Here is a 22,139-nt window from a genome sequence, read left to right as displayed (position 1 = left end):
GGCACCGAGTTCACCTCGAACGCCATCCTCGCCTGGTCGAAGGATTACAGGATCGAATGGCACTACATCGCGCCGGGCAAGCCGATGCAGAACGGTTAGCCGGATGCGCGACGAGCTGTTGAACGAGAGCCTGTTCTTCGGCCTCGCCCACGCTCGCAGGGCCATCGCCGAATGGAGGGAGGACTTCAACACCGCGAGACCTCATTCCTCGCTCGGCTACCAGACCCCGGCAGCCTATGCTGAGGTCATCATCGCAAGGGCTCCGACGCTGCGCCGATCGAAAGCTCCGCGCCTCCGCCGGTTGTTTTACCCGCGCCAAACGGCGTAACACAAATGGTCGCGGCTCTAATCGCCACTGGATGACAGTTCAGTGGGAGGTCAGGTCTGAGGGCAAGCGAGGCGCAGTCTAACCCGATCCGGTCGACGTGTTCGGCGCGCGGATGAGCTTGGCGTCGGTCGGGAATATCACGTTCTTCGGCTGCACGGTCCTATCCCCGATCACTTGGCGCGTGTCGGCCGGCTTCATCGCCCCGGTCTGACCGCAAGGATGAGGTTTTCTGCGAGAGCGCGACGATCAGCTCCTCGCCCATGCGGCTGAACCGGGCAATAGGTCCTGCTCTCCCGCTTCGCGCGTGGTTCGCCCCTAGGGCAAAGATCAGCTACCGGGCGAGTTTCTCCGCTTCTTTCAGCTGCGGCGATCGAGAGAGAGTGCCTGAAAAGGGCATGCGCGGCCCGCCGAAGAAACGCATGATTTCCGATCGTGCGGCAGCGGCGGATCTACTAACATGACTCTATCTTTGATCAAGTCTCTTTAGATACGCCAACCCGATCACGTTTATAGAGTTATATAGTTCAATGGAAAATCTACATTTCGCCTTTGGCACATATGCAACCTTGGAGTTGATGTCAATCTCGACGTCCTGAAAGTCAAGGATTTCGTTGCAAAGTGGGAAAAACGCTTTATAGACGGCCTCCTTAAGAACGAACAGATCTCGTCGCTGGAGCAAACGTGAGTCGTACATGCTTTTTTCTCTAGAAGTTACAACCAAGTCAATTAAGCCGCTAGGCAGAGGTTCATTAGGCTCGATGTCGATACCCAGCGCTCCGATGGCTTTCGTCTCTGCAATAGCGGCGGCCGCTACTGTATCGTGATGGGCCAAAGAGCCAACGATGCCGGCCGGCCAAGTCGGAACACCAGATTGCGTCTTTAAGATAGGCATCGGTGGAAATCCTAGTTTGCCGAGGAGGGTTCGGGCGATAATTCTTGCCGCACCACTTTGGCGATGAACTTTGGCAACAGCCCGTTTCATCGCAGCAACTTCAGAAGCGAACAAGGCGACCTCGTCGAAGTGTTCTATCGGACGAATGCCAACGAGGATCTGTCGATCAACCCTTATAATGTCCACGTATTTGGCCCCCTCCTTTGAGGTTTCCGGATGGGAATCTCCAGCACTATAGGTAGTGATCGAGCCCGACAACAGGGTCCGGAGGACGGCGGATGTTCTTGGACGCACGATACCAAGGACCGGGTTAGCCGGCCGTGGACTAAGTGCGTGCTTTTGCTCAACGAGGGTAGAGGCTGGCGCGGCTGTGGCACAGCCTTGGAAACTTGCCGAAGAAGGCCACCGTGTGACCATTCTGACGCCAGATCCGGTGGTCCGCAAGGAACTTCAGCACGGCTGCCTGTTTCCCGCTGCGGCGCATACTGCGTCGGCTTATCGGCTCCGCCAGCACGCCGAGCTCATGCCCGAACACTTGCGATCGAAAGCCTCCATCACGCCGCCGACATTAAATCCACCATCGCGGCCGCGCGGCCGGCCACCGAAAAATGGACACCCCTCCGCGACAGTCTGAGCGGCGAAACTGGGGAATTTTACTTCGGCACTTTTGGGGAAAATTCGAGCGGCATTGACAACTGCCGGTCCAACGCCGCCGCCGCAGCGCCAAGATACGCTCGGCGATCGACGTGGCGGTGGCCTGTGGCATACGGGCAGGTCGCGAGGAACGATCGATCATGCCTTTGCTGCCCTCGGCCTTGTAGCGCTCGACCCAGCGCGCCACGATCTTGGCCGACACCGTAGACGCGTGCCGCATGGGCTTGGGAAAGACGACCCTCAATGACCGACAGCGCCATCTCCTCTCGACGCAGCGGCGTGAGACGGGCATTCTTGTGGATGTTCATTCGGACCCTCCGGTGAGTGCTGAAGCCTGGTAACTCCAGTTTCCTCGGTCCGGTCCGAATGGACAACTGTCTGAAAGCTCACACCTAGGCGTCGAGTTCCTCCAGGTTTTGAAGCGGAGCCTCGGTGTAAAAAAGCGCTCGCGCACCAGCCCAACCTGGTTCTCGACCTGGCCCTTCTCCCAGCCGACGCCGGCGTGCAGGCCACTGGCTCGACAGTATTGTGGCCGCACATCTGCTGGAAGCGGCGGTTGTATTGCCTCTCCGCAGCCCTCTTCATGTTTGTCAGTCTGCCCGCAATTGGGACCGTGGATCGGCTCGCAAAAGGAACCCCCTTTGTGAGGCACAATGGTCAGCGCTCGCCCGGCGGAGCTGGTCTGGGTTGCGCAGCCCGGCGAGTGCGGATCGGCGTGATGGGGTGATCAGGCGCGGTTCTTGAAGCGCCAGGATTCGTTTCCGGTCTCGATGATCTCGCAGTGATGGTGAGACGGTCGAGCAGCGCGGGGTCACCGAAGTTTTCATGATGCCTCTTTCCTTGATCGCCTGGTGCGTGCGATCCGCGCTCGAAGCGTGTTGATCTGGTTGTCCGAGGTTCGATTTGCCACGGCTGCCGCTTTGTGAGCTGGCGTCCCTCGATCCAGCCGCGTGCGAGATAGTCGAAGACGGTTTGTGGTGTGACGCCCAGGGCGGCCGCCGCCCCTTGAACAGAGTAGGTTCCATCTGGCCAGCGGTCGGGATCGGCGCTCGTCCCGTTGATCTTGACAGTGGGGGTGTCCCAACGTGTCCGCAGAAGCCAGACATTCTCACCTTTGAACGCGTGGCCGCGCGCTGCGACAAAGCCTTCCGCGTTCAGCGTCGCGGCGATCTCCTTGTCCATTTCGCCCGCGACGTTGAGTTCGATCACTCGGCTGCGCAGCCGCTCCAGATCGATGTAGTCGCTATAGGTGTGGACCTGCCTCTGGAGAGAGTGCTCGCTTGTCGCCCCCGTCTGCCACAGGATCTTGAACCAGACCTGGCCCTGGAAGCGTTTCTGGTCGAGGATGACCTCGCAGACGATGAGGCGCAGGATGCCGTTGCGCTCGGCCGCCGTCATCTGCACAAACCGACACGGTCATGATCGCCGCCATCGAGGCGGGCGTGCCCCTGCTGGTGGAAGCACCAACCTGATCGCCGGTTTCCGTCCATGATCCGCAAGAAGCTTGCCGATGATCTCGAGCCGTGGATTGCCGTCGCCGGCAAAAGCCTCATTGCGTCTTTCGTCAAGGGGCATCATTCGCGACCATGCCGCCGTGCGCGCCGCGATCATCGAACCAGATCACCAAGCTCAAGCTTGTGAAACGGCAGATGTATGGACGCGGAAAGCTCGACCTCCTGGCTGAAGCGATCCAAGGAGCATTCGAGCATTCACGACACAGGCCCGCATCTAAGTCTGAATGCCCGTACAATAGCGATAGAACTGCGGCTAGTTCCCGGCACTCTCCAGTCGTCGGGAACTGATAGCCTTATCCAGCCAACCGACCTCCATTTCCGGAACGGAAGACAGCAGAAGATCGGTATAGGCATCGAACGGGGGAGCAAGAACTTGACCCTTTGGACCGTAACGTACCACTCGCCCACGATGCATCACCGCGACCGTATCGGCAATTGACTTCACCGTCGTAAGGTCGTGGGTAATAAAGAGATAGGCTACCTCCTCGTTCTTCTGCAGCTGCAGCAACAGCTTGAGGATGCCGTTGGCGACCAAAGTATCAAGGGCCGAAGTCACCTCGTCGCAAATGATCAGCTTCGGCTTTGCCGCAAGGGCTCGGGCGATGCAAACACGCTGCTTTTGGCCGCCCGACAGTCTGCCGGATATCGGTCTGCAAAGCTATTGCCCAACTCGATTCTGTCAAGCAGTTCGGCCACGCGTTGGTCGCGCTCCGCACCGTTCAAGCCAAAATAGAATTCGAGCGGTCGCCCGATGATCGTGGCGACAGTCTGGCGCGGATTCATCGCGACATCCGCCATCTGATAGATCATTTGCAGACGACGAAGATCCTCCTTTGACCGCTCAGCCAGCCGGCGTGGAAGACCGCTCCCGTCGAACCGGATGCTACCTGTTGAAGGCGGCAGTAATCCGGTGATCACTCGAGCAAGCGTCGATTTGCCGGAACCCGATTCACCGACCACTGCGACGCGTTTGTCGTTTGTCCAGGATGAATCTCCAGGCAAACGTCGCATGAGGCCTTGACGGCGCCATCGCCGTAACCTGCTGTGACGCTTTCCACTGATAAGACAGGTGGAGAGCCACAGGCCTTCCGCTCGTGAGCAATATGATGCACTAAAACGAGGGCTCGCGTGTACTGCTCGCGCGGATGATTGATGATCTGCTGCGTCATGCCCCGCTCTACGAGCTTGCCGTTGCGTAGCACCACTATTTCGTCCGCGACCTGCGCCACCACCGCCAAGTCGTGTGTGATGTAAAGCGCGGCGACGCCCGTCTCGCGGATGGCGTCCCGGATCGCTGCCAGCACATCGATTTGCGTGGTAACGTCGAGCGCAGTAGTCGGCTCGTCAAAGACAATGAGGTCAGGCTCCGAGCAGAGTGCCATTGTCGTCATAACGCGCTGCAACTGACCGCCCGAAACCTGGTGGGGAAAACGTCTGCCGATGTTCTCAGGGTCAGGAAGGTTAAGCTTCTTGAACAAATCAACGGCTCGTTTCTTGGCGTCGGCCCGAGTTACGGTGCCGTGAAGAAGTGCCGCCTCTATCACTTGGTCCATCAGCCGGTGCGCGGGGTTGAAATGCGGCGGCGGCCGACTGGGCAACATAGCAGACTTCGCAACCCCGTGGCTTGCGCATGCCACTTGCTCCGCCCGTCAGTATGTCACGGTCGTTGAGAATGACCTCGCCACCGGTGATTCTGATGCCATCTCGACCATAGCCCATGCTGGCCAGACCTATGGTCGACTTGCCGGCGCCCGATTCGCCAATCAATCCCAAAACCTTGCCGCGTTTCAGCGTTAGCGACACGTCATGGACGAGAACCACGTTATTGGGGCGCTCGCCCGGTTGGTAGACGTTCGTCTCAATCCGGAGGTTGCGTATATTGAGCAACGTGTCGCCCGTTCCCGACCGGCTTTCTTGCGACGCCTTGGAGAGCATCAAGTCATCCCGCTCGTCCAACAATGCGAGTTCAATTGACATTTGCAGGTTCCGCTCTGTTGATTGCCCTTCGCCGGCATTCTTTAAATTTTGGACGCTACGAAGGCCCGACACCACACTGAATGCCGCGCTCGGTTGCACAATCACATCAAACGTCTCTGCTAGTATCTAGCCTAACGTCTCAAGAATGAGCCCGGCAGATGCAGATGATTTACCAAATGGCGGATGTCGCGATGAGCCCCCGCCAGACGGTGGGCACTATCCGACGTTCCGAGGCGTGGCCGCCGTGTCCGTGACATTAGTCCTTCAATCCACTGGCGGTGTGCAGAAACCAGTCCACCACCAGATTAACTGCCACCGCCAGCAAGGCGATCGCGCCTGCCGGAAGGAGGGGTGTAGTGTCTGCGTAAACGATGAGGGTCGCGCTGTCCCGCACCATGGAGCCCCAGTCCGACGTGGGGGGCTGAATGCCGAGACCAAGGAAGGAAAGTCCGCTGATCAGGAGGAACACGAAACAAAAGCGAAGGCCGAATTCGGCAATCAGGGTCGGGAGAATATTGGGCAGGATTTCGCGACTCATAATCCAGATAGGACCTTCGCCGCGAAGCCTCGCAGCCTCCACATAGTCTGAGACAGCGGCATTAATGGCCACCGCCCGGCAGAGCCTGAAGACGCGCGTGGAGTCAAGCACCGCAATGATCAGGATGAGGGACGTAGTCGAGGTCCCGAATATGGAAAGGAGCAGTAGGGCGAAGATCAGCTGGGGTATCGACATCAGGATGTCTACTACCCGCGATAACAGCTGGTCCGTCCATGCGCCGAAGGTCGCGGCCACGAGTCCGGCTGTAGAACCGATCGAGAAAGCCAGCAAGGTCGTTATCAGAGCGATGCCGATGGTGTTTCGTGCTCCATAGAGAAGCCGTGTGAACATGTCCCGACCAAGATTGTCCGTTCCCAGCCAGAAAGTGGAACTCCAGGGTTCAAACTGCGACCCGACTATCTGGGCTTCGCCGTAGGGGGCTAGCTGCGGCGCGAACACGGCTGCGACGATGTAGAGCGCGATGACCACCATGCCAAACTGCGCGCTGAGAGGTGCAGACGCGAACTTACTGACACCCTTCTTCAGAGTGCTGGCTTGCATGAATGTCATTTGGCTTCACTCGCCGTCGATAGGTCGGGGCTGGGGGTCATTTTGGATGCATCAGCCGGGGGTTCATTACTATAGATAGGATGTCCGCCGTCAGGTTGAGGAGCACATACGTCGCCGCAAAAATCAGGCTGCATGCCTGGACCACGGGGATGTCCCGCTTCTGGACGGAATCGACGATCAACTGGCCGAGCCCCGGGTAGACGAAAACAACCTCGACAACGACAACCCCCGTAATGAGATAGGCGAGGTTCAGTACGACAACGTTGGCGATCGGCGCGAGCGCGTTAGGGAGTGCATGCTTGACCATAACGCGCCATTCCGACATCCCTTTGAGACGCGCGGTTTCGATATACTGGTTGCCCAGAAGGTTGACGATTGATGTCCGGGTCATCCGCATCATGTGGGCCAAAACGACCACGGTTAGCGTCAGTGCGGGAAGGGCGACGGCATTTAGCCTCATCCACATGCCCGTGCTCGGATCGACATCGGATAGGCTCGGCAGAATGCCAGCATGGACGGCGAGTAGCAGGATGAGAATGTACGCCACAAAGAACTCCGGGAAGGAAATCGAGGCCAGTATGACGACGTTGAGGGCGCGGTCGATGAACGTATTACGATACAGCGCGGCTACGATACCACCTACCAGGGCGAGCGGGACCGAAATCAGAGCCGCACTCAATGCCAGAAACACTGTATTAAAAAGGCGGGGGGCGACAAGCTCCCCGATGTCCCGGCCATTTGAAAGCGCCGTGCCGAAATGGCCTTGGAGAATACCCCCGAGCCAGTCGAGGTACCTGATGTATAGAGGGAGGTCTAGACCAAGAGCCTTCCGGAAAGCTGCCACGGTTTCCGGCGTAGCGGACTGCCCCAGCATTTCGGTTGCAATATCACCCGGAAGGAACTGGATGCCCGCGAAAATCATTAACGAAACAACCCATAGGGTCAGCGCGCCGAGCGCGATGCGCTGACCGACGATCTTGGCAATTGAGTTCATAAGCTAGCTTTCAATGAGCTCAGGCTTCAGCGAACCACCAACGCTCCCCGCAGCGGAACCCGTCCAAATCCCAGTTGGAAGCGATCTTCGTATGACCGATTTTCCTCGAGAGAGCACTGACGTTGTTCGCGAAGACCGGTATGATCTCCCCGCCATCGTCTCTGCAAATGCTCTGCATTTCCGTGTACATCTCCAAACGCTTGGCATCGTCAAGTTCGGACCGGGCACCCACCAACAGTTCGTTGAAACGATCGTTTTTCCAATGGCCTTGGTTCCACGCGGCATCAGCCGCATAGCCCTGGGAAAACATCCAATCTGCGGTGGGCCGGCCGAGCCAGTAGCTCATGTAAAAGAGCTTCTTCAGCCAAACGGTGTCCCAATAACCATCACTTGGTTCGCGGACTACGTTGATATTGATTCCGGCCTTGACCCCGCTCTGCTGGTAAATCTCTGCCGCGTCGACTGCTCCAGCAAACGCAGCATCTGCAGCAGATAGGCTGATTTTAAGATCGGCGAGGCCAGCCTTCTTCAGATGGAACCGCGCCTTATCAGGATCATATGCGCGTTGTGGTAAATCCTTGGCGAAAAATCGATTTGTAGAACCGATTGGGTGATCGTTGCCGAGCTTCCCATGCCCATGCAGCAATGTATCTAGCAGCTGCTGCCGATCGACCGCATATTTGAGCGCAAGTCTGACATCTGCATTATCCAGCGGGGCGGCAGCGCAATCCATGGCCGTGCAGTAGAATTGGGTCCCGGCGATAGATAGTATTTCCAGACCCTTGTTTCTTTCTAGTAAATGGATCGTCTTCAGGTCGACCCGGTCCATCGCGTGGATCTGGCCTGTTGTCAGCGCATTTGTGCGCGCCGTGACATCATGTATGGCAAGGGCCTCGAAAGAATCAAACCAGGCCGCATCCGACTTCCAATAATTGTCGAAACGTTTGCCTATGCCCTTGACACCGTAATCGATGTTATCGAGCACATAACCTCCGGCTCCAACTCCAGAAATGTCTGCTTTGCCATCCTTTGCTGGTACAATGGCCAAGTGAAAGTCTTCAAGAAGGTACGGAAAATCTGCGTTCCCTGCTTTCAAAATGAAGACCACGGTCCCAGAACCGTCCGCACGGACATCGTCGATCGGATCAACTATGGTCTTGGCCCCTGATTTGGATTGCTCCCCGCGATGGTGGTTAATCGAGGCAAGGACATCTTCGGCATCCAGGCTTTTGCCATTGTGGAACTCTGCGCCCTTTCGCAGCTTAAAGGTCCAGGTCTTCGCGTCTTTCGACACGTCCCAGGATTCGGCGAGTTCGCCGTTAAGCTTGCCGTCTGCGTCTATTCCTGTGAGATAGCCGTGCAGGGTCTTTCCGAAGCATTCCGTGAATGAGTTCGTGTAAGTTGCTGGGTCAATGGAATCGGATGTGGCACCGGCGCCTATCCCAATTTTGAAGTGACCGCCTTTCTTCGGCTTTGACTCTTGAGCGAGTGCATTATAGATGCCGCTCGACGACGCCATGGCAAGCGCACCGGCGGCCGCTGCTGATTTCAATACGCTTCTTCGGCTCAGTCCCGCAGCCGGGTTCGTACGCTCATCCCAGTTGTTCATTCCGGTCTCCAGTTTTAGTCTTCTTTATGAGAGGTTACTCAGTGCACGGCGAGAACGGTGCGAGGTCGGCGAGTTTGTATTAACCTAGTAGCCAACTGTCCTGTCGCGATGTGCAGGAGGGACACGATCACGGGAGGCTTAGCGCTTGGCTTAGCAAACTGGCACTCTCGATACGCTGCTGCGCTTGGAGATTTGGATACCATAATCGACGGCGTTGGGATCTGTGCAAAAATGTAATCTATCGAATGAATTTATTTCGGTCTTTGGCGTGAGCGCGCGCCTGAGAGCAGCTTAATTGTATGAGTTGGCGGCAGCCGGTTCCGCACCGATTGTCCGCCAGGCCCCGAGACGGATCGCCGAGCTCTACAAGATCGAGGGCTATATCCGCATCTGCGGCCGATCGCTGCCAATGCCTCGCATGCGCTACGAAAAGAGCGCTTCATTTATCGCCGCCTCGAACCTTGGCTGGCGAAAAGCTCGCCCTGCCAGCCAGAGAAGACAAACATGCCGAAGCAATCCCTACACGCTCTCGCGCTGGGAGCGCCCTGACCCGCTTCCTTGACGATCGCTGTGATTTTTCATGGAACAGGGACCTGCTTGAGGGGTCGTTTTCATCCAAACGGGGGTCTGACGCACTCTCTATGAAGTTCGGGATATACGGCACTGATCAGCCTAGCTTGCAGCGCATTGAGGGCTGGGTTGTCCAGGTTAGACTTGGGACACCGGTATCCCAAGGAGAGTTAAGGCTTTTCGACTTTTCGGACGGTGATTGCTCACGTTCCAGAGGTCAGAACGGTCCCCGTGAAACTTGATCACCGGGACCCTTCTGCGCTATTCGCTCATACAGGTCGCCGAACGTCGTCGCGTTCATTATCTCATCCAATTGCGGCGACCGCCAGCGGTCGTTTTTCATCAAACGGGCTTGAAGTTCTGCGGCGAGAAGGCTGTCCCCCCCGACATCGAAGAAGTTGTCATCCATTCCTATTTCTCTGCTTTCAAGAAGAGACCTGAGTTCATCAAGAAAAAGTCTCCTCGGATCGCCATGCTTCAACGTGCTCTCCTTACTTGTTCTGACATCTTCGGGCGGAGATATTTTCTCTCCGTCGGGCTGCTCGTCGGGCGACGTCTGCCCATAGCTGAACACTTCCTCCTTGTGTCGTTCTCGCTCTCCAGGCTGTCGCGGAACCGCCGGGCCCGCAGGCTGACCGTCCGGCCAGCAACGGTGACCATCAAACGAGTACGTTGGAAGGGGAAGGCGCCGACGAGTACCGAATGGTTCCAATTGATCACTGGCCCGCTTCCAATCCACCGCAACACCCGCGGCCCAAAGTGCCCCAAGGCATTCCAGAAGGACATGGCGGTCAGTGTGCTCTCCGTCGTTCTCGTCGCGCGCGGCTGGAATAGCCGCTGGGTTCATCGCTCCATGCGCGAAACGCGCCAGATTGCGCGAGGGGCCAAGATCAACGAGTGCAGTTACACCCGCCGCGACCATCGCCTCGAGAGCGCGATCGAATCGGATAATCCCAGTTGCTTGCCTACTCCAGTGGCTCTCCGGTAAGGGCACTTTTGCCTCGTGCAGAGATCCTGAATTCAAAGCGATGGCGACATTCGGCAGACGGTTTTCGACGGTGCAGACCTGCGTGTCGATGATATCAGCCGTTGGTTTCATCAGCGGAGAATGGCTGGGGACGCCAGCCGTATTAAGGAGCTGGTTGGGGATCTGCAGCTGTTCGAGTCTCACCTGCAGCCTTTCGAGAAGTTCCCGCTTGCCGGTGAACACGACGCTGGTATTTGAGTTCTCGACACCGACGCTGATCTCGCCCGCTTCAGTTTGATCAGACCAAGCATCCTCGGTGAGGATGCGCTCAGCCTCGTTAGAGCCGCATCTTGCCGCAAGCATAGCGCCGTTGATACCAAGATTCACCATCGCGCGGCTACGAAGGACCGTCAGCCGAACAGCATCTTCCATTTTCAGAATGCCCGCCAGGGTGGCCACGACGTATTCGCTCATGCTGTGTCCGAGGAGATAATCTGGACGCACTCCAAGCAGTTCTAGCAAACGCGCCATGGCGGATTGCACGGAGAAGATCATTACACTGATTTCTTCGAACGAAGCGGTCGCGAAAGTGTCGTCTTCCCCAAACATGACAGTCTCCAGGTCACGGTCCAGGACGGGGCGACTAGCGGCCGCACAAGCCAGGAAAGCATTGCGAAAGTCCGGCACGTCATCAAACAGATCCTTGAACATTCGCCGGTGCTGCATTCCGCAGCCAGGCAGCATGAACCCAATCGACGGCGAGGAAAGGGTCCGATCAGCCGCACGATCCCCCTCTTCTGCTAATTTCGCAATGGCCGTGTCCAGGTTGCGCGCCACAACGACGGCTCGATAATCGAATTGGCATCTCGCCACGCGTAGGGTGTGGGCGACGTCACCGAGATCGATCTCGGGGTTGCGCCGCAGGAACACGGCCAAATTTCGGCAGGCCCGGCTTAGAGCCGAGGGGGTCTTTGCAGAGAGGCAAAGGGCGTGAGATCCCCGCGCCACTGATCCGGGCCAAGCCCTTGCGCTGTCGCTGTCCCATTCCTGCAGAACGACATGACAGTTGGTTCCGCCGATACCGAGGCCAGTGACTCCGGCAGTTCGAGGGCGTCCCTGCGGACGCGGCCAGGGTCTAAGCTGCTCGTTGACGAAGAAGGGCGTGTCTTCCAGACCCAGATCTTCGTTTAGCCGATTGATGTTGATGGTCGGAGGGATTACCCCGTGCTGAACGGTGAGAACTGTCTTGATAAAGCTCGCGACGCCAGCGGCGATGTTGGCATGACCGATGTTGGGCTTAATTGACCCGAGCGCACAGGCGTTGTCCCTGTCCCCGTGCTCCGCGAAAGCCTCTGCCAGAGCGCGGACCTCGATTGGGTCACCGACCTTTGTACCGGTCCCATGAGTTTCGATGTATTCCACGTCTTCAGCGCCGAGTGCCGCTGAAGCAAGTGCCTGGCGCACAACAGCGGCCTGGCCTCGCGCGCTAGGCGCCGAGAAGGACGATTTGGCGCGGCCATCGTTGTTAATGGCACATCCTTTTACCACTGCGTGGATCGGGTCGTCCGCCGCAAGCGCATCTTCGAGGCGCTTGAGAACGACGACCCCTACCCCGTCTCCAAGCACCGTGCCATTGGCGTCGGCATCAAAGGTTCGGCACACACCGTCCGACGAATTGATGAAGTCCTTAACGTACTGATACCCGGCTTGAGGAAAGGTAATGCTCGCGGCGCCTGCCAGGGCCATGTCGCAATAGCCGGCCGCGAGCGACTGAGTGGCGACTGCGATCGTCACAAGCCCAGTTGAGCATGAGGTTTGCACCGCAATGCTTGGGCCGTTGAGGTTTAGCATGTAGGACACACGCGAGGCGAGATAGTCCTTGTCGTTGCCGAGTTCCGTCAGGAAAGCGAGGGGGGCGTTGGTGGGATTGATGAGGCCGCCCCCCTTCAAATGGTGTAGTAGATAGAGGGGGAGGAATGAACCTGCGAACACCCCGGTCCGGCCCTCATGCTGGGTTGGCGCATATCCGGCCGATTCGAGTGCCTTCCAGCAGCATTCGAGGAACAGGCGATGCTGCGGGTCCATTAACGTTGCCTCACGCCTTGAGAGGTTCCAGAAATTCGGATCAAAAAGGTCCACATCATTGAGATGGGCGCCCACGCGAATATAATCGGAGCGCTTCAGGACCTCCTCCGGAATGCCCCGGGCCTTAAGTTCCTGCGCGGACAGCGGCGCAATCGAGCAGACCCCTTGGCAAAGGTTTTCCCAGAGCGCATCGACGGTCTCTGCGCCGGGGAAACGCGCGGCCATACCAATCACGGCAATGTCCATTCCGGGGCCGCGGGGCCCGTCGAACGCCTTGATGCGCGCCCTGCCCGCCGAGACCGGCGATGTTTTGGGAACCTTCCGGCTTTGGGGACGTCCCTGCTCGCCGCCGCGCTTGCGGAGAAGAGTGGCGAGTTCTTTGAAAGTCGGATTGAGGAAGACCTCCACGACGCGGAGCTCCACCTTCAGACTCTTACGAAGCTGCGAGCAGAGACGGGCAGCCAGAAGGGAGTGTCCGCCCCGGTCGAAAAAGTTGTCGCTCGGATCGGCAGCCTCGGCCTGGAGAAGGTCGCGCCAAGCTGCGCGAAGTGCCGATTCGACCTCGTCAGCCCCTGACACTGGAGCGCAAGGCTCTTCCGCGAGATCGCGGAGGCGTGACCGATCAAGCTTCCCATTGGCCGCAATCGGCAATGCCGTCACAGCGACGAAGTCTGACGGCATCGCGTAGTGCGGCAGCTCAGTCTTCAAATGCGCCCGCAAAGCAGCCTCCCAGCCCTTGCGCCTATTCCGCAAGACCAGATAGGCAATCAGTCGATCAGGCTGGCCGGTTCTTGGATCGAGCTCCGGCAATACGGCGGCGGAGTAGACGCCGGGATACCGAAGCAACGCCGCTTCCACAGATCCAGGGACGACGCTATACCCCCGGATCTTCACCATGAAAGCGCAACGCCCCACGATCTCCAAGTGGCCGCCGGGCAGCATGCGCCCAAGATCACCAGCGCGGAACATCGTGCCATCAGCACGGAACGGGTCGGGAAAGAACCTTTCCCGTGTCATCTCCGGGCTGTTGAGATATCCATGACCAACTGAATCGCCGCCGACGAAGATCTCGCCCAAGAAGCCCTGCGGTACAGGGTCGCGTTGCTCCCCGAGGACATAGACACTGACATTGTGCTGAGGTGGACCGACCGGTACGACCTTTTGTATTGTCGCAGGATCGATCTCGCTCAAATCAATATGTGCGACATCATGTGTCTCCGCTATGCCGTAGTTATTGATAATTTTGACATGCGGCAGCGCGCCCTTCGCACGCCATAGCAACGCTGCTGTTACTACCTCGCCTGATAGGTAGATCAATCGGAGATCCGGAAGGCGGGAGGGGACGTCGAGCAAGCCGCTGCTGATAAGCACATCGAACAGTGAAGGCGTCAATAATGTTCTGGAAATTCGATTTCGTTCCAGGTACTCGACCAACTGGCGTGGATCGTAGATAACGTCGTCCGGTATCAGATAGGCTGGCATCCCGTCGAGGATCGGCCGCATTATCTCCCAAACCAAGAAAATGTTAACCGCCTCACGCTCATCGGGCCCGTATGGCAGCGCGTGATAGCGCCACTGGTAAGAGCATACAGTGGTTCGGTGGGGGCAGACGATCCCTTTTGGCTCACCAGTCGTACCAGACGAAAATACAATTTGGGCCGGCGCATCGAGGTCCACCCTTGGCGCAGCGGCCGGACCGGCGTTGCTGAGTTCCGCTTGCCAACCCTCATCGAGTGACAGCGCAAGACCCGACCAGTCAGGCGGAAGGCTAGCCGCGAAACGGTTGTTGGTAACAACGATTTCAACGGATGCCTTCTCGAGCATCCGCTTTAGCGCCGCAGCAGGCTGAGCTTTGTCGAGAACGACGTAAGCCGCGCCTGTCTTAAGAATCCCGAACAGTGCTACGGCGTATTCCGGTGAAGTATCCAATAGGATAGCGATGCGCGATCCTTGCCTCTGACCGCGTTCGAGTAAGTGCCTAGATAGAATTTCGCTCAGGTCGTCGAGCTCACGAAATGTTAAAATCTGTGTCTCTGATATTACGGCAGGGGCGTCCGGATTGAGAGCCGCTTGTTTACGGAATTGTTCGTGAAGTGGTAGATCCGGATAACAGGCCGCCTCGCCGATTCGAATGGAAGCTGGGAGTTGTTCCTTCACGTTCGCGACTTCACGCAGGACTGTAGATACTACTTCTGCCGTCATGGAATGGGTATAGAAGTGGTCGCCCTCAAACATAATCCGGGCGAACCGTGAGGTCGTGAGCTGACGCCATTTGTCTAGATCATTGGCATTGACCGTTTCGTCTTGAGCGCCCCCCATTGCTGTGATCGCCGCATCGAGAGGCGTCGGTAGATTTCGGTCATAGGTCTCCGCAAGTTCGAAGTCCGCCCGCATCGGAGGCAAGATGAAGTCACGCAGGAGTTCCTCATTTGCTAGCGCCTCCTTCGGGACTAAGGCAAGGCTCCGCACTACATCGGCTAGCTTGTCATCTTCATATCTATACATGGGCGGTTCTTCCGGCGGCAGATCGGCCGACGGATGAGCAGACACGACAACATGGAAGGGAGATGGTCGACCGGTCTCCTCAAGAATGCGGGCGGTCTCGTAGGCCACCAAGGCGCCTACGCTATGGCCAAAGAAAACAAAAGGCCGGTCGCTGTAGTCGCGGAGCGCCTCGGCGACCCGTGGTACAAGTACGTCCATGCTGCGGATAGCGTCCTCCAATGCCCGCTTGCCTCGCCCGGGAAGATCCAGACAGATAAGTTCGACGTCCTCCGGGAGATATTCAGACCAATTACGGAACGACTGGATGCCCCCCCCGCCGTGCGGGAAACAAATTATCCGATACGACGGATCAAGTGAACTCTTTACGATGCGAAGCAAGGCGTTGTATTCACCCACAAATTGCGTCATTTTTCATATTACTCCGTTGACCGACCTGCTCGAATAAATGCCGAGATCCAAACATTCTGTCTCTAAATCGACTATGGTCCGCCATATCTTGCCTTTCAATAGACTTACGAAGTTCAATAACGGCATTCTTTCCGCGATAGAAATTCTATCCATCTAGACATGACTGTCACGTCGATACGGGCATTGCAGACCTTGCACAAAGTACGTCGCCTCTGCATAGCTCTGCGAATGCTTGCATAACAAGACCGTCCGAACGCGTGGCGCGAGCCACTTCGCGCAGTTCGTCGGGTTGGAGATGCCGAGCGTGAAAACGCCGCAGCAAAATGTAAAGTCGTAGCTCGCACTGGAGGTCGCTGGAGAGCGGCCGGTTGAGTTGATATCGCCTGACCGGAGACGCGGGTGTGTCGAGCCTTCTCGGTCATCTCATCTGAGTGGACGACTCCGTCGAGCAATTGAAACCCGACGCATTTCATCTGCCCACCCAACGAGGCTGGCTCCGCACCCAGCGGCACGGGTTTCCGTGGCTGTACGGCCCGTGACCAAACACGCCGGCCGAGCCCTCGCGAATATTGCAGGGACCGTCGGCCCGCAACATTCATAGAGCCTCGCCCAGCCGTGACAAAAGTTAACCAACCCATGGGCGTCGCCGTCGAGGGCATAAGAGCCTTGATGCGCGCTAGCGCGGCTTGCCCCAATGTGGCCTGTCGATCCGAGATGCTCATGACACTTCTTCCGTACAGTCGCAAGTTGGACAAAGCTTGTCGGCCGCCAAGATGGACTAAACTTGCGAGGCCAATATATCAACGAACGCATTCCGCCGGAATAGGCTAACTGTAAACGTTAAGTTACATCGCTTTGAATAAAATTTCACGATCAATGCAATACCAATTTTTTTATTCCAGATGCATCGCACTTTTGGCATATTTTGCAGAAAATTCCGAAAAAGAATACGTTAACAAAAATTTTTAACCAACCGCACGACGAGATTTCTATCCTCGCAATTGCTCTGGTTCCGTTCTCGCCGCATTGCCAGGTGCGCCAGGTCGCGGATGTTCGCCGTTCTTGGACTACGCAAACCCTCGATGAAGTCCTTGTTGCCGTCATCGTGGCCGCGCCTGTAGAACCATCAAATGGCGGATTGTGATCGATATCGCCATCGCTGACGAGATAGTGGACCACGGCGCGAACCCTTTTCGCGGAAACGTTCCCATCCGTACACCCCTCTGCGACAGCGCCGTCATGAAGTCTGCGGCTGACAGACGCTGCCGCTCAAGCCGAAAGAACACCAAGTTGGTGTCGATGGCTGGCGCTCGACGTGGATGTCGGGAATTTTGCAGGTTTCTTCGCCAGCAACTGGGGGTGCGCCGGATATTCACTGGCCACGAGAAGTCGGCTGCGCCCCGTCCAGGCCGAGGCGCCGGTGACGTTCCAGCCGCGGATGAAGCCGTGCCGGTATCGATCGAGGCAGCTTCTTGTAGCGGAAGGCGGGAACGGCGATTGTGCTGCTTCGTCTTTCCCTCCTCATCGGCCTTGGCCTTCGAGAACTTCACGGGCCAGCGTGCGTCCCGGTCCTTCCGGCGCAGGCCACCCATCGCCAGATAACCGGCCTTGGTGAGGTGCTTGTCGCGAACAGGTTCTCCACCGCCCGGGCCTGGGTGAGGTGCTCCCTAAACAAAACAGATCGTCTTGGCGTCGGGAACCTTGTCGCCGAGCCCCAACCCGAGGAAGCGCATCAATGAAAGCCGTCCTGGATCTGGAACTCGGCCTGATCGTCCGAGAGACTGTAGAGCGCCTGCAGAACCAAGACCTTGAACATCATACCGCATCAAAGGGGCCGGCCGCCTTTGGCGCCATCGGAGCGCTTCAGCGCCTTGGCCAGCGGTTCCAGGCACCACCGCGTTCAGCTTCTCCAGTGGATCGCTGGCCCTCGCTCAACCGGACATAGCGCTTGTCAATATCCCAGAACCCAGCCTGCGCTGGCATTCAAAGCCTCCGCGCAAATCACCAGGCGAAGTGAATCAAAATGCGTTCTCGATTGCCAGGTTCTCGAGGTGTCCAACTATTCTACCGGCTGCGCCAGGCGCGAGGAGGGGATAGATCGTGCCTATTCGCCAAAGGTCGGAAATGGCGTGATCGACCAATGGAGCGAATCGACGGCATGTTGGAGTATCTCTTCGGTCTGAGCGTGCCAAGGCGAGGTGGCAATGACATGTCCGAGCCAGTCTCGGTAATCGCCTTTCCTAACGATCGGCGTCTTGGGCGGAATATAGAATTTGACCTCGGCAACGCCTGGTAGAGCAGCTTCTTGACTGCCATCGGCGATCCTCTCAAAGATCCCATCGCGATCAGCAATTAGGTACCGCGCGGCCGCAATTTGCGAATGCTTTCTGCGTAAATCCCATTCTTCGCCAGTAGCAAGCTTGATGTGCTCGGAGACGAGATCGATCCCCCAAGCCAGTTGAAGGAGTTGGGGAGTAGGTGCGCCATGAAGCCGCGGGTTGACTTCAATGACAACCGGGCCGCGCTTCGTCCATCGGAATTCAATGCCCGTTGGCCCCCAGCCAAGCCCGAGAGCTCGCAGACTGCTCAGCGAAACATCGGCGATACATCTATGCTCGTCATCAGTCAGCGGGGCTGGAACGGTGCACGCACGGGATACGAAATGCGGTGGAGGGCCGCAGTCAGCGGTGCCAATTCCAACGATCTGATCTCCCATTATGTCGGCCCAGTAAAGGGGGCCTTCTGCGAATTCTTCGACTAGTATCCTCGGCGGGGACGGCCACATGTGCTGTCCGCTCAACAGATAGGTCGTATGTTCGGCCAACTCATTGACGTCGCGGCATAATCGGACACCGATGCTGCCGCTGCCCACGGCCGGCTTAACAATTACCGGCCAGCCGATCTGCGCGGCAGAGCTTTCTAAGTCTGCCGCATTCGCTGCCAAGCGATAAGCTGGTGTTGGAACGCCGGCATCCGAGAGAAGCTGACGTTGAGTGAACTTGTCGCAACATTGTTCGACGGATTCGGGGTTCGGTCCCGGTAGATCGAAATGCCGGCAGATCTTGCCAACTGTTGCATAGACCGACTCATCGTCGCCCGAAAAGCCAGTAATGCCGACAATGTCGTACGTCTCTCCTAAGCGGGACAATTCGCGGATCAGCGCATCGAGATTGTCTGTATCGACGGGGATTGCCTCAATCCCTTCCGCCGCAAGATAGTCGTACTGAGTTGGATCAGTCGATAGGGTAATCGGGTGAAGACCGAGACGCCGAGCCGCTTGGACGTATAGGAGACCATTCCCTCTCGGATGACCTTCAATCAGGATAAATGCTCTTCTTGCCATTGGCTGTTACTCCCGACCTTGTGTGCTGTGCCGAGGCCGTAGCACAGCTTTATCCGCGCCTGATCTCAGATTGGGGTGAACGTACCCTATTCAGCGACCCGCAGTCGCAAACGTTCTGTAAATTTGTTTGACGGTTCTGTTGCAGCGGATGAATTGAACGCGAGGCGGGTTGCAAACCGCTGGTCAGGCAAAGTGACAGGAACTGCGCTGCCGGTGAGAGATTGTGATTCAATTCGTACTTCGCCTGCCGTTTTCGCACCAACGAGCCACTTACACCGGCGGACAATTCAAGCCGAGAATCTGCTACACAAGGCTCTAATGCGCGAGTCTCGACTGCGTGTTCCGGTGGAGCCGACCACCGATTACGATGAAGCCGGCCATTTCCGGACTGATCCTGGGCCTTGTTGATTTGGATAGGGTTTCGTTCAGGTTCAGTTTGGAGTGTGTCGGACGCTAGAGCACGTCCTGTTTAATCCGGTTCATATCCTGCGGCTTTGAAGTAGTTGGCACATTCGGCTGTGGTGAAGAGGTCGACGACCGCGCCGACCGCGTCCCACAGAGCCTTGATGGTTCTCTCGGCCTTTGCTCGCAGCAGCGCCTTAAGTCTGGCGAAGGCGTTCTCGATTGATGGTGTGGATGGCTCCTGCTCCCGGCGTCGCATTGCGCCATAGTTGGGATGTTGTCGTCCCGAGCAAAGGAGCCATCCATGTCAGAACTTGCCACAGTTGGCATCGACCTCGCAAAGAGTGTCTTCCAGATCCATGGTGTCGATGGGAACGGTCGGGTTCTCGTACGCCGTCAGCTTCGCCGCAGCCAGTTGCTGGTGTTGTTCCAGAAGCGTCCACGATGCCTGATCGGCATGGAGGCTTGCGCAGGTTCTCACGATTGGGCGCGCAGGCTTCTGGAGATGGGGCACGACGTCCGGCTGATGCCGCCCTCCTATGTGAAGCCTTACGTGAAGCGCGGCAGACGGATGCTGCGGATGCGGCCGCCTCTGTGAAGCCGTGACACGCCCCTCCATGCGGTTTGTCGCCATCAAGAGCGAAGCCTGCTCGTCGGTTCTGGTTCTTCACCGCACGCGAGACTTTCTGGTTCGCCAGCGCACGCAGATCGGCAACGCGATCCGGGCCCACATGACGGAGTTCGGCGTCATCGCGGCGAAGGGCGCGCAGAACGTCAATCGACTGAAGGATCAACTGGATCAACTGCCGGAAGTAGCTCGAATGCCTGTGAGTTTGCTCTTCGATCAGTTGGCCGAGACGGACAAGCGGATCGAGCGGCTGACCGACGAGCTCGAAGAGACCTACGCGCAAAGCGAGACAAGCCAGCGTCTAGCCACAATCCCAGGTGTGGGGATGCTGTCGGCGACGATCATCGCGGCGACGACGCCGGATGTCGACAATTTCGGCAGCGCAAGGGACTATGCCGCCTGGCTCGGCCTCACTCCCAAGCCGCACTCCACCGGAGGCAAGCAGAGGGTGGGCCGGATCTCGAAGATGGGCAACCGTTATATCCGACGTTTGCTGTATCTGGCCGCCATGGCGCAGATCATGCTTAGACGTAGGCTCAAGCGCGAGCCGGGATCGGATTGGCTATCAAGCATGTTGAACCGGAAGAAGGCGAAGGTCGTCGCCATCGCTTTAGCGCATCGCATGGCAAGAACAGTCTTCGCCGTCCTTAGGGACGGATCGCGTTACGAGCCGCAGGCAGCCTGACAGGCTCTCGGAATGGTCAGGGCAAAGTGAGGTGATGGCGAACAAACGGAGACGAAGAACCAGGACACCCCGATCAATCCGAAGCGCCTCGAGCGCGCTCGATTGAGTGGGACCTGTTCTCTCCAACCGGATATTCATCAGGGCGCGCAGCGATCCCGTTGCACATTCAGACGCCGTATACATGGCCGCAACCGACCTGTTCACCAAATCCGATCCGACACCCTTGACCAGCAGGAGCATTAAAGTCGGGACTGTAGGGCGGCAGGTAGAGCAGGCTCGCGCCTGCGGCCTCAATCGCGTCGCGCACGCCGGCGGCCTTGTGGGCGGGCAGGTTGTCCATGACGACTACGTCGCCCTCCGACAATGTCGGGACCAGCACCTGCTCGACATAGGCAAGGAACACGTTGCCGTTCATGGCGCCGTCGTAGACCAAGGGGGCGGTCATGCCGGTCAGCCGCAGCGCTCCGGTGGAGGTAGTGGTCTTCCAATGCCCGTGCGGCACGCCAGCCCGGCAGCGTTCGCCGCGTGGCGCTCTTCCGCGCAGTCGCGCCATCTTCGGGGAGAGGCCCGTCTCGTTGATGAACACCAGCTTCGCCGTATCGAGATCGAGCTGGCCGTCGAACCAGTCCCGGCGTCGCTTCAGGATGTCGGGGCGGTCCTGCTCCAGTGCGTGCGCGGGCTTTTTTGAAGTCCAGCCGTGCCGGCCGAGCCAGGCGCTCAAGGCGCTGCGGCTGATCCGAACCGACTGCTCGACCTCCAGCCGCGCCACCATCTCGCGTGATGTCCTTGCGCCCCTCGATCAGCCCGACGATGAAGGCGTCATGCGCATCGAGGCTGGACGCGCGGCGGCAACCCTGCGGCCGCGGCCCAGTCTCGCCGATCTTCGCCCGAGCAATCCAGCGGATCGCACTTGATACACCCACACCAAACCGCGCCGCGGCTTGGCGCGCCGACATACCTTCGTCCGAAGCCTTCAACACACCGCCACCGCAGATCGCCACTCAGTGCTTTTCCCATCGTCCACCTCCATCGAGGTGAATGTTGAATCAGCACAAAACGCAGCCGTCACATTGACCTGCTACTGAACTGTCATCCAGCTGCGATTAGAGCCTCGACCGTTTTTGTTACGCCTTGTGGCGCGGGTTGAGCAACCGGCGGAGGCGCGGAGCCTTCCATCAGCACAGCGTCGGAGCCGGTTGCGGTGATGACCTGGGCATAGGCTGCCGGGGTCTGGTAGCCGAGCGAGGAATGTGGCCTCGCGGTGTTGAAGTCCTCCCTCCATTCGGCGATGGCGCTTCGGGCGTGGTCGAGACCGAAGAACAGGCTCTCGTTCAACAGCTCATCGCGCATCCGGCCGTTGAAACTCTCGACATAGCCGTTCTGCATCGGCTTGCCCGGCGCGATGTAGTGCCATTCGATCCTGTAATCCTTCGACCAGGCGAGGATGGCGTTCGAGGTGAACTCGGTGCC

8 protein-coding genes and 10 pseudogenes are annotated in these 22,139 nt (G+C 58.0%); 3 read left to right on the top strand and 15 right to left on the bottom strand.

Annotated features, from left to right (window positions below):
• Window positions 1–363: pseudogene (locus tag NKJ18_RS32130) on the top strand (integrase core domain-containing protein); the annotation flags it as partial.
• Between the two features lie 76 nt (window positions 364–439).
• Here NKJ18_RS32130 and NKJ18_RS32125 read toward each other — a convergent pair.
• The 10 genes and pseudogenes from NKJ18_RS32125 to NKJ18_RS32075 form a co-directional block, all read right to left on the bottom strand.
• Window positions 440–593 (bottom strand): annotated as a pseudogene (locus tag NKJ18_RS32125) (IS5/IS1182 family transposase); the annotation flags it as partial.
• A gap of 198 nt (window positions 594–791) precedes the next feature.
• Complete coding sequence (locus NKJ18_RS32120; RefSeq protein ID WP_352761487.1) at window positions 792–1,406, bottom strand: 4'-phosphopantetheinyl transferase family protein; 615 nt, start codon at window positions 1,404–1,406, stop codon at window positions 792–794.
• A 511-nt stretch (window positions 1,407–1,917) separates the two neighbouring features.
• Window positions 1,918–2,182 (bottom strand): annotated as a pseudogene (locus NKJ18_RS32110) (leucine zipper domain-containing protein); the annotation flags it as partial.
• A 101-nt stretch (window positions 2,183–2,283) separates the two neighbouring features.
• Window positions 2,284–2,474, bottom strand: a pseudogene (locus NKJ18_RS32105) (IS21 family transposase); the annotation flags it as partial.
• A gap of 127 nt (window positions 2,475–2,601) precedes the next feature.
• Window positions 2,602–2,681: pseudogene (locus NKJ18_RS32100) on the bottom strand (ATP-binding protein); the annotation flags it as partial.
• Between the two features lie 960 nt (window positions 2,682–3,641).
• Window positions 3,642–5,323, bottom strand: a pseudogene (locus tag NKJ18_RS32095) (ABC transporter ATP-binding protein).
• Between the two features lie 298 nt (window positions 5,324–5,621).
• A complete protein-coding gene (locus NKJ18_RS32090; protein ID WP_352761484.1) occupies window positions 5,622–6,473 on the bottom strand; it encodes an ABC transporter permease in 852 nt (283 codons plus the stop codon).
• A gap of 37 nt (window positions 6,474–6,510) precedes the next feature.
• Window positions 6,511–7,467, bottom strand: a complete 957-nt coding sequence (locus tag NKJ18_RS32085; RefSeq protein ID WP_352761482.1) for an ABC transporter permease — start codon at window positions 7,465–7,467, stop codon at window positions 6,511–6,513.
• Between the two features lie 19 nt (window positions 7,468–7,486).
• Window positions 7,487–9,076: an ABC transporter substrate-binding protein gene (locus NKJ18_RS32080; protein ID WP_352761480.1), complete on the bottom strand. Its 1,590-nt coding sequence runs from the start codon at window positions 9,074–9,076 to the stop codon at window positions 7,487–7,489.
• Window positions 9,077–9,863: 787 nt separating this feature from the next.
• Window positions 9,864–15,611: an alpha/beta fold hydrolase gene (locus NKJ18_RS32075; protein ID WP_352761477.1), complete on the bottom strand. Its 5,748-nt coding sequence runs from the start codon at window positions 15,609–15,611 to the stop codon at window positions 9,864–9,866.
• A 925-nt stretch (window positions 15,612–16,536) separates the two neighbouring features.
• On the opposite strand from NKJ18_RS32075, the gene NKJ18_RS32070 reads away from it, so the two are divergent.
• Window positions 16,537–16,755, top strand: a complete 219-nt coding sequence (locus NKJ18_RS32070; RefSeq protein ID WP_352761476.1) for a hypothetical protein — start codon at window positions 16,537–16,539, stop codon at window positions 16,753–16,755.
• 376 nt (window positions 16,756–17,131) lie between these two features.
• On the opposite strand, the pseudogene NKJ18_RS33105 reads toward NKJ18_RS32070, so the two are convergent.
• From NKJ18_RS33105 to NKJ18_RS32055, 3 genes and pseudogenes are all read right to left on the bottom strand, one after another.
• A pseudogene (locus tag NKJ18_RS33105) lies at window positions 17,132–17,594 on the bottom strand (transposase); the annotation flags it as partial.
• Between the two features lie 121 nt (window positions 17,595–17,715).
• Window positions 17,716–18,954 carry an ATP-grasp domain-containing protein gene (locus NKJ18_RS32060; protein WP_352761474.1) on the bottom strand — a complete coding sequence of 413 codons (1,239 nt, stop codon included), beginning with the start codon at window positions 18,952–18,954 and terminating at the stop codon, window positions 17,716–17,718.
• A gap of 469 nt (window positions 18,955–19,423) precedes the next feature.
• Window positions 19,424–19,594 (bottom strand): annotated as a pseudogene (locus tag NKJ18_RS32055) (IS630 family transposase); the annotation flags it as partial.
• A gap of 66 nt (window positions 19,595–19,660) precedes the next feature.
• On the opposite strand from NKJ18_RS32055, the pseudogene NKJ18_RS32050 reads away from it, so the two are divergent.
• Window positions 19,661–20,669, top strand: a pseudogene (locus NKJ18_RS32050) (IS110 family RNA-guided transposase).
• Between the two features lie 238 nt (window positions 20,670–20,907).
• Here NKJ18_RS32050 and NKJ18_RS32045 read toward each other — a convergent pair.
• Window positions 20,908–21,686, bottom strand: a pseudogene (locus NKJ18_RS32045) (IS630 family transposase); the annotation flags it as partial.
• Between the two features lie 72 nt (window positions 21,687–21,758).
• The coding region (locus tag NKJ18_RS32040; RefSeq protein ID WP_352761472.1) for an integrase core domain-containing protein at window positions 21,759–22,139 on the bottom strand (381 nt) is incomplete at its 5' end.

The sequence above is a fragment of the Mesorhizobium sp. M0217 genome, assembly GCF_040321955.1.
Taxonomy (GTDB): Bacteria; Pseudomonadota; Alphaproteobacteria; order Rhizobiales; family Rhizobiaceae; genus Mesorhizobium.
Note: the sequence above shows the minus strand (reverse complement) of the source record. Positions and strands in the feature narration are given on the sequence as shown.